This window comes from Streptomyces sp. NPDC005648, assembly GCF_040605395.1.
GTDB lineage: Bacteria > Actinomycetota > Actinomycetes > Streptomycetales > Streptomycetaceae > Streptomyces.
Genome location: NZ_JBEXCS010000117.1, coordinates 21,309 through 27,308, shown reverse-complemented (window position 1 = coordinate 27,308; position 6,000 = coordinate 21,309). Strand labels below are relative to the sequence as shown.

General features: G+C 70.6%; 12 protein-coding genes and 1 tRNA gene. 2 read left to right on the top strand and 11 right to left on the bottom strand.

Features of this window, described 5'->3' with window-relative positions; genetic code table 11:
• Positions 1–90: 90 nt before the first annotated feature.
• From ABZT17_RS40250 to ABZT17_RS40230, 5 genes are all read right to left on the bottom strand, one after another.
• Positions 91–267 (bottom strand): hypothetical protein, encoded by a 177-nt coding sequence (locus ABZT17_RS40250; RefSeq protein WP_356356887.1) that lies wholly within the window; start codon positions 265–267, stop codon positions 91–93.
• Positions 268–349: 82 nt separating this feature from the next.
• Positions 350–434: transfer RNA gene (locus ABZT17_RS40245), tRNA-Ser, on the bottom strand.
• Positions 435–479: 45 nt separating this feature from the next.
• Positions 480–905, bottom strand: coding sequence for a tRNA adenosine(34) deaminase TadA (tadA, locus tag ABZT17_RS40240; RefSeq protein ID WP_356356885.1), 426 nt, complete (start codon positions 903–905; stop codon positions 480–482).
• A gap of 56 nt (positions 906–961) precedes the next feature.
• Positions 962–1,492 carry a hypothetical protein gene (locus ABZT17_RS40235; RefSeq protein ID WP_356356897.1) on the bottom strand — a complete coding sequence of 177 codons (531 nt, stop codon included), beginning with the start codon at positions 1,490–1,492 and terminating at the stop codon, positions 962–964.
• A 240-nt stretch (positions 1,493–1,732) separates the two neighbouring features.
• On the bottom strand, positions 1,733–1,918 hold the full coding sequence (locus ABZT17_RS40230; protein ID WP_356356883.1) for a hypothetical protein: 186 nt from the start codon (positions 1,916–1,918) through the stop codon (positions 1,733–1,735).
• Positions 1,919–2,012: 94 nt separating this feature from the next.
• Between ABZT17_RS40230 and upp the strand changes: the two genes are divergently transcribed.
• On the top strand, positions 2,013–2,648 hold the full coding sequence (gene upp, locus ABZT17_RS40225; protein WP_356356881.1) for a uracil phosphoribosyltransferase: 636 nt from the start codon (positions 2,013–2,015) through the stop codon (positions 2,646–2,648).
• 87 nt (positions 2,649–2,735) lie between these two features.
• Here the strand turns inward: upp and ABZT17_RS40220 are convergent, their stop codons facing one another.
• Positions 2,736–3,383 (bottom strand): LytR C-terminal domain-containing protein, encoded by a 648-nt coding sequence (locus tag ABZT17_RS40220; protein WP_356356880.1) that lies wholly within the window; start codon positions 3,381–3,383, stop codon positions 2,736–2,738.
• Positions 3,384–3,496: 113 nt separating this feature from the next.
• Positions 3,497–3,793: a type II toxin-antitoxin system VapB family antitoxin gene (locus ABZT17_RS40215; RefSeq protein ID WP_003999914.1), complete on the bottom strand. Its 297-nt coding sequence runs from the start codon at positions 3,791–3,793 to the stop codon at positions 3,497–3,499.
• Positions 3,794–3,897: 104 nt separating this feature from the next.
• Between ABZT17_RS40215 and ABZT17_RS40210 the strand changes: the two genes are divergently transcribed.
• The gene (locus ABZT17_RS40210; protein ID WP_356356898.1) at positions 3,898–4,095 is read left to right on the top strand and encodes a hypothetical protein; all 198 of its coding nucleotides are present in this window, start codon (positions 3,898–3,900) and stop codon (positions 4,093–4,095) included.
• A 113-nt stretch (positions 4,096–4,208) separates the two neighbouring features.
• Here the strand turns inward: ABZT17_RS40210 and ABZT17_RS40205 are convergent, their stop codons facing one another.
• The 4 genes from ABZT17_RS40205 to ABZT17_RS40190 form a co-directional block, all read right to left on the bottom strand.
• Positions 4,209–4,331: a hypothetical protein gene (locus ABZT17_RS40205; RefSeq protein ID WP_356356878.1), complete on the bottom strand. Its 123-nt coding sequence runs from the start codon at positions 4,329–4,331 to the stop codon at positions 4,209–4,211.
• A gap of 48 nt (positions 4,332–4,379) precedes the next feature.
• Positions 4,380–4,691, bottom strand: a complete 312-nt coding sequence (locus tag ABZT17_RS40200) for a hypothetical protein (RefSeq protein ID WP_356356876.1) — start codon at positions 4,689–4,691, stop codon at positions 4,380–4,382.
• A 66-nt stretch (positions 4,692–4,757) separates the two neighbouring features.
• On the bottom strand, positions 4,758–5,342 hold the full coding sequence (locus tag ABZT17_RS40195) for an HdeD family acid-resistance protein (protein ID WP_356356874.1): 585 nt from the start codon (positions 5,340–5,342) through the stop codon (positions 4,758–4,760).
• 64 nt (positions 5,343–5,406) lie between these two features.
• Positions 5,407–6,000 carry an HhH-GPD-type base excision DNA repair protein gene (locus ABZT17_RS40190; protein WP_356356873.1) on the bottom strand — a complete coding sequence of 198 codons (594 nt, stop codon included), beginning with the start codon at positions 5,998–6,000 and terminating at the stop codon, positions 5,407–5,409.

The following is a 6,000-nucleotide window of genomic DNA, read 5'->3' as shown; positions in this document are numbered from 1 at the left end:
ACCGCCGCCATCTGGCACAACGACCAGACCGGAGAGCCGATCTACCGCTCACTGACCGCCTACGATCACTGACCCCTTGGAATCGATCATCTAGTGGGCGCCGTCGGCGATCCAGGTGAAGAAGTCGCCGATGGCCTTGGCGGCGTCCGAAATGCCCTCGAACCCTATCTGCACGTAGTCGGCGGCCTTGGCCGGGTCCTTGATGATCACGTACATCACGAAGACCACGAGTACGTAGACGGCGATCTTCTTCGCGTTCACCGCCATCGCGGCCTCCCCAGTGACTGTTGCCCAACGACCGCACATGATCGCACGAAGGGCCCCGCCTTTCGACGGGGCCCTTCTCAAGCGGTAGCGGAGGGATTTGAACCCTCGGTGACTTGCGCCACACTCGCTTTCGAGGCGAGCTCCTTCGGCCGCTCGGACACGCTACCGAGAGAGACCTTACAGCACCGTGGGCCGTGCTCAGAAATCGGTATTCACCGCGTGCGGAAGAACTCCCTGAGCAGCAGGGCGGCCTCCTCGGCGAGTACGCCCCCGACGACTTCGGGGCGGTGGTTGAGCCGCCGGTCGCGTACGACGTCCCAGAGCGAGCCGGCCGCGCCGGCCTTCTCGTCGCGGGCTCCGTAGACGACCCGCTCCAGCCGGGACTGGACTATCGCGCCCGCGCACATCGTGCAGGGCTCCAGGGTGACGAGCAGCGTGCAGCCCGTGAGCCGCCACTCGCCGAGGTCGGCGGCGGCCCGCCGGATCGCGAGGACCTCGGCGTGCGCCGTCGGATCGCCGGTGGCCTCACGCTCGTTGTGCCCGGCACCGATCACCGTCGTACCGTCCGGGGCCAGTACGACGGCTCCGACCGGGACGTCCGGGCCGGCCCGCCGTGCCTCGTCGAGGGCGAGCCGCATCGCGGCCCGCCAGCGGTCGCGTACCGGGTCGGGTGTGCCGTGTGCCGTCGCCGAGGTCAGCGGACGGTCTCCAGGACCTCCGAGGCGCCCAGGGCCTCGGCGATCGCGCTCAGGGCGTCCTCGTCCAGGGAGCGCAGCTCCTTGGCGCTGACACCGAGGTCGTCGAGGATCTCGGCGTCGCCGACGGGGCTGTGCGGCACCGCCTCGGCGGACCCGCTCTCCTCCCCGTCGCCGTCGTCCTCGTCCTCGCCGTCCTCGGTGCCGTCGAGGTCGAGGGAGTCCAGGTCGGCGTCGTCCTCGCCGGGCTCCCTTCCGAGCAGTTCGTCGGTGAGCAGGATCTCGCCGTAGCTGCTGCGGGCAGCGGCGGCGGCGTCCGAGACGTAGATACGAGGGTCGTCCTCGCCGTCGATCCGGACGACGCCGAACCACGTCTCTTCCTGCTCGATCAGGACGAGCACCGTGTCGTCCTCGGCCGAGGCCTCGCGGGCGAGATCGGCCAGATCCGACAGGGTTTCCACATCGTCGAGCTCTGTGTCGCTCGCTTCCCACCCGTCTTCGGTGCGCGCGAGCAGTGCGGCGAAGTACACCGTGACTCTCCCACTGGTCATAGGCGTGCCGGTTGGGGGTCCCCCCGGCGGAGGTTTGGGCGGCGAGAGCTGTGCTCCGAGCCCCGCCCACTCGGAATCGTGGCAGAAACAAGGCGTTCAGGGGACGTCTTCGGCTCCCTGTGTCCGCTCGTTTTGATCGACCACCAGCGGGATCGTACGCGGCAATCATGAGGCGCATGCACCCGGTTGGCGCTACGACCGCTGTGAGGAGGCTTACGTCTACCAGCGGAATGTGCGCATGCGCATCGCGTGGCGCATGCGGGCGACCTTGGCGCGCCTGGGCTGTACCCGGTCCCGCAGCTCACGGGCCTCGGCGAGGTCACGCAGGAACTGGGCCCTGCGGCGCCTGCGTTCGGCGTCGGTCTCCGGTTGTGACGCGTCCTCTCGGGACTCGGGCTCGGCCATACGCTCACCACCCCGCTGTGTCCCTCCCACTTTCCCCCTGATGGGCGGTTTGATGCCAGCGCGAGCCTCACCTGGGCACGGTTACTGTTAGGACATGCGTCTCCACGTCGTCGACCACCCTCTGGTCGCCCACAAGCTCACCACGCTGCGCGACCAGCGCACCGACTCCGCGACCTTCCGTCGTCTCGCCGACGAGCTGGTCACCCTGCTCGCCTACGAGGCCACGCGCGACGTGCGCACCGAGGCCGTCGACATCCAGACCCCGGTCTCCCCGACCACCGGCGTCAAGCTCTCCTACCCCCGCCCGCTGGTCGTCCCGATCCTCCGGGCCGGCCTCGGCATGCTGGACGGCATGGTCCGCCTCCTGCCGACGGCCGAGGTGGGCTTCCTGGGCATGATCCGCAACGAGGAGACGCTCCAGGCCTCGACCTACGCCTCCCGTATGCCGGAGGACCTCTCCGGCCGCCAGGTGTACGTCCTGGACCCGATGCTGGCGACCGGCGGCACGCTGGTGGCGGCGATCCAGGAACTGATTAAGCGGGGCGCGGACGACGTGACCGCCGTGGTCCTGCTGGCGGCCCCCGAGGGCGTCGAACTCATGGAGCGCGAGCTGGCGGGCACGCCGGTGACCGTGGTGACCGCGGCGGTCGACGAGCGCCTCAACGAGCACGGCTACATCGTGCCGGGCCTCGGAGACGCGGGAGACCGCCTCTACGGCGCGGCCGAGTAGTCCTCCGCGGCGCCGCCGACCGGTTTTCCGCGGTGGCGCCCCAGAGGGTGCGGGTCCGGTGACGGCTGGCGGCCCCTCCGGGTCGCTTCAGCAGCTCTTCTTCGAAGCGGTGGGCGTGGGCTGGGGGTCGGCCAGTGCCGCCAGCGCCTTGTCGGCGTCCGGCTTCGCCGTGAGGTTCTTGAAGGCGTCGCCGATGATCAGGTCCACCGCGGCCCCCTTGCGGGCCGCGTCCGTACGGCGCTCGGCCGACGTGAGCTGGGTGGCGAGGACCGGCAGCGAGCTGTTCAGGGACGACGAGGGGCCCAGCAGTATCCCCGTGCCCTTGATCTTCTTGTCGAATTCCTTGCTGGCGTTGCCCACGTCACCGATCTTGAAGCCGCGTTTCTGGAGCTCGTCCGCGGTGTCCTTGGCCAGCCCGCTGCGGGGCGTGGCGTTGTAGACGTTGACGGTGATCTGCGCGGGCCTGGGCACCGAGGCGGCAGAGTCGGCCGAGGCCGAGGGACTGGCCTTGGTGGCGCAGTCGGCCTTCGGACCCGCCGCCGAGGCCTGCTTGCCGCCGCCCGTGAAGACGTCGATGAGCTGCAACGTGCCCCAGCCGACCAGGCTCAGCGCGGCGACGGAGGCGACCACGACGACCACGAACCTGCCGCGCCGACGGCGCTGTCGCATGCGCGGGTATTTGTCCCCCGTGATCCGGTACTTGCCGCCCATGCCTGGGGGAGTCAGCATGCTCATGAGCGCAGCGTAGTGCGCCTGAGCGGCGATGCCTACTAGATGATCATTCGACGCCGCGCAGGTGAACCCGAAAGGGTCAAGCCCTTACCGGTCGGCCTCCGAACAGGCGTGGGTCAGTCCAGTTCCAGCACGCGCGCGTGCAGTACCTGACGCTGCTGCAGGGCCGCCCGGACCGCGCGGTGGAGGCCGTCCTCCAGGTACAGGTCGCCCTGCCACTTGACGACATGGGCGAACAGATCGCCGTAGAACGTCGAGTCCTCGGCGAGGAGGGTCTCCAGGTCCAGCTGCCCCTTGGTCGTCACCAGCTGATCGAGGCGGACCGGGCGCGGCGCGACGTCCGCCCACTGCCGGGTGCTTTCCCGGCCGTGGTCGGGGTACGGCCGGCCGTTTCCGATGCGCTTGAAGATCACACGGAAAGCCTACCGGTCAAGACCTTCCGGGCGCAGCCATGGAGACGGAGTGCGACGCCGGAAAAGATGGAGCAAAAGGGGGCGAACCGGAACGGGGGTCCGATATGAGTGACAGCGAGACCGTGCCGCCGGCCACCGCTCCCGAGGCTCCCGGCAGCGCCCCCGCCCTCCCGCACGAGGCCCTGGAGGCCTCCGGCTACGCCGTCACCGGTCCCGCGCTGGACCTCGGGGCGGCCGGGTGCGGGCGGCCCCTTGCCGAGGGCGCGGCGGGAGCGGTGGTCCTTCGCCGACGGTCCGGCTGAGGCAGTGGTTCCTCGCCGACGGCCCGGCGGAAGCGGTCGCTCTTCGGGTCGGCCCGGCGGAAGCAGTGGTCATAGCCCCCACCGGGCCGCTCACCCCCCGCCGGGCCGTTGGTTCATTGGTTCTGCTTCTCCGGGGGGCGCTTCGGGTGTGGTTGCTTCGGTTCCGGTTTGGGCGCGTTGCGCGCCGCTTCCGCGCGCAGGAGGGCGCGCAGGACCGCGTACGGGTCGATGGGCATGACGGTGTTCCTCGCGTTGTGACGGACCTTTTCCGGAAGCGGGGCCGGTCAGCAGCGCAGGACCACGGTGCGCAGGGTGTGCGGAGTGCGCGGGAGTACGGCGTCGAAGAGGGGCTCGGCCCGGTCGGGAGCCGGGGCCGGCAGCGGCGACGGTCGCAGCGGCGGCCGCGGGGCCACGACCCGACGGTGGACCGTGCGGAGCAGGGGCGGCAGGGCCGCCTCGACACCGTCGTACGGCGTCACGCACTCGACCGGGGTCGACGGGACCGCGTAGGCCTCCCCGGGCGCCAGGAGCGCGAGCAGCAGGACGAGCACCCGGAGCCAGGAACGGCCGGGACGGAGGTGTCGTGCGGTGCTCACGGGAGGTGATCTCCCCACGACACGCCCGCTGTTCAGCATGCCGGGCACCGGATGCGCCCGTATGGACTACAGCTCGCGCGGCACCTGCCGGGCCCGGCCCCGGATACGCAGGGCCGTGAGGATCTCCACGACACCGACCGCGACCAGCCAGATGCCGCCGACCAGGGTGAGGACGGCGACGGACTCGAAGGGGGAGTCGATCAGGACGATCCCGGCGATGAAGGTGAGGATGCCGAGGAAGATCTGCCAGCCGCGGGCCGGCATCTCCTTGTCGTGGGCGGCGGCCAGGGTCTGGGTGATGCCCCGGATGAGCCAGCCGATGCCGATCCACAGGGCGAGCAGCAGGATCGAGCGCATCGGGCCGCGCAGACAGAACAGGCCCAGCAGGATGGACAGGGCGCCGCTGATGAAGGCGAGCACGCGCAGCGAGGTCGTTGTGTGCGTGCCGAAGGCGGCGACCAGCTGGAAGACGCCGCTGAACAGGAGGTAGAGGCCGAACAGGACGCCGGCCGCGAGCAGGGAGGCGCCCGGCCAGACGAGGACCAGGACGCCGAGGATCAGGGAGCCGACGCCGGTGAGCAGGACGACCTGCCAGGCGGCCTTCGAGAGCGCGTGCAGGGGGCCTTCGAGCGGTGGTTCGGGGGCGGTCATGTTCCATGCTTGGACCCGTCCGGCGCCGGGCGCCACCCCTGGGAGCCGCCCGGCTGACACCCCGCTACTTCTTGACGGCCTTCGCCGCCTTGGCCGCCGCCTTCATCTCCTGCTTGTGCGCGCGGACCTTGGCCAGGGACTCCGGCCCGGTGATGTCGGCGACGGAGCGGAAGGACTTCGCCTCGCCGTAGGCCCCCGCGGCCTCCCGCCACCCCTCGGGCCGTACCCCGAGCTGCTTGCCCAGCAGCGCCAGGAAGATCTGGGCCTTCTGCTTGCCGAAGCCGGGCAGCTCCTCCAGGCGTCGCAGCAGCTCACGGCCGTCGGCGACGCCCTTCCAGACCAGTTCGGCGTTGCCGTCGTAGTGCTCGACCAGGTACTGGCACAGCTGCTGGATGCGCTTGGCCATGGAGCCCGGGTAGCGGTGCACGGCCGGCTTCTCGGAGAGCAGCGCGGCGAAGGCCTCCGGGTCCTGCGCGGCGATCTCGTGCGCGTCCAGGTCGTCGGCGCCGAGCCGGTCCGCGATGGTGCGCGGTCCCTTGAACGCCCACTCCATCGGAACCTGCTGGTCCAGCAGCATCCCGGTCAGCGCGGCGAGCGGGGAGCGCCCGAGGAGCTCGTCGGCCTCGGGGTCCTGGGCGAGGTGAAGGGTGAGGTCCAT